This is a genomic window from Psychrosphaera sp. B3R10 (genome assembly GCF_018861025.1).
GTDB lineage: Bacteria > Pseudomonadota > Gammaproteobacteria > Enterobacterales > Alteromonadaceae > Psychrosphaera > Psychrosphaera algicola.
Window position 1 is genome coordinate 1 of the sequence record NZ_JAHKQH010000042.1, and the last position, 1,832, is coordinate 1,832.

Here is a 1,832-nt window from a genome sequence, read left to right on the forward strand (position 1 = left end):
TGACGGTGAGCAGTGGCTCAGGTGCTATCACGTTAGACAATGCGACAAACGACTTGGCGTTAACCAGCACATCAAGTGGCGCAGTAACGGTTGAAAATGCAGGGGCGTTAACGGTTGCGGGCACGATGGGCAGCTTTAATGTCACTAATGCAACAAGTGTAAATGACAGTGCAACGTTGGCGGTCACGGGCACAACGACAATAGATACGAGTACGTCAAATGGCTCGGTGATGTTGGACGACGATGCCAATAACCTCGGTGGTGCCGTGAGTATAACTGCAGGTACGGGCAACATTACGTTAGATAATGATAGTAATGATTTATCTTTGGCGGTTGTTAGTGCAGGTAATGTTACGATTGAAGATGCAGGCGCCGTTGAGCTGAGCGAATCTACGTTAACTGGTGATCTAAACTTAACGAGTAATGGCAATATCACACAAACCGCAGCACTCAGTGTAGCCGGTTCGACAACTATCGATGCTGATTCAGATGACAACAGCGACAATACCATTACGTTAACTCAAGCAAATAATGATTTTGTTGGTAGCGTTATGATCGACGACGGATCATCTGTCAGTATTACCGATGTTAATGATTTAGACATTGGAGCTACGAACGCATCTACCTCACTTAACTTGATTGCAGGCGGTGGCTTAACGGATAGTGGCAACGTAGTTACTCCAATGTTGAGTTTTAATGCTGGCGGTGCAGTTACATTAACGACTCTGGATGTCAGTACCTTGGGAGACTCCCAATCAGGTGGAAATGTTGTATTAACTACAAATGCCTCAACGAACGCCGGCCTTACTGTTAACGATATTATTGTTAATACGGCTCCTGGGAGTGTAATTAATACAAATGAAACAGCTTCAACGGTTTCAATCACTGATGACTCTGGAAGTATGACAATAGCGGGAACGATAAAGGGGCATGACGGCACAAATGATATCTATTTATCTAACGTTGCGCTTTCTGTTGGGATCACCGGCAATAACTACATTCTTTCAAGTCAGGATCAGGATAATTCAGAATTTATAAAAGCAAAATCCTACGACTTTACCTCACACGGTAATGTTGGTGATTCGAGTAATTCGTTATTTGTTGATTGGAAAGCGTCCTCTGCGTCAAGTGCAAATGATATTTCTCTTGTTCTTGGCAATTTAGATCTAGCGGATGCAAATGGCGGCGACGCTGCGGGCAACAATGATGACTCAGGCGTCTACCTAACAACAACGGATGGAACTAATGGTAGTGGTACAAGTTACCAAATTACCAGTGAGGACTTTACTGGTCCGGCTCGGAAATTAGCCATGTCGTTTACTTCGTCGGAAACAGGTTCCACATCAAGTTTAGTTAATGTGAATGGTGATTTAGCGGGTAATGAACTTGGCATGAACCTTTATAATCGAAATACTTTTGATTATGTAAACAATCAAATAGATGCGATTTTAGAAGTTATTGGTACTGGATTTGATTCAACAAATACCATCGCTGCATTTGTCTCTTATCTTGTAAATGGAAGTGAAGGCATAGACGGTTTTGTTGGCTTTGATTCTAACGTTATTTCGGGTTCTTCTGTGACAACATCGGATTTCTTTAGCTCAGGTAATTCAATTTATAACAGTGATTTGCGTTTAGATTTATTGGCTAACTTTGTCGATACGGATGCGAATAATTTGGTCGACTCGGCTGAGCTATTAAATAGCGTTTCGATTGAAGCAGGCGGTGCAACCGGCACTGTTTCTGGAGATATAGAAGCTAATGCAACGGCAATTGCCACTGAGACAACAAGAGCAACAAACGCTGAAAGCGCATTACAAGCGGATGTGGAC

Annotated in this window: 1 protein-coding gene; it reads left to right on the plus strand. The window is 42.9% G+C overall.

The genetic code is table 11. The features are described 5' to 3' along the window. Positions 1 to 1,832 (plus strand): S-layer family protein (locus tag KO525_RS15400; protein WP_215964733.1); only part of this gene is annotated, 1,832 nt, incomplete at both ends.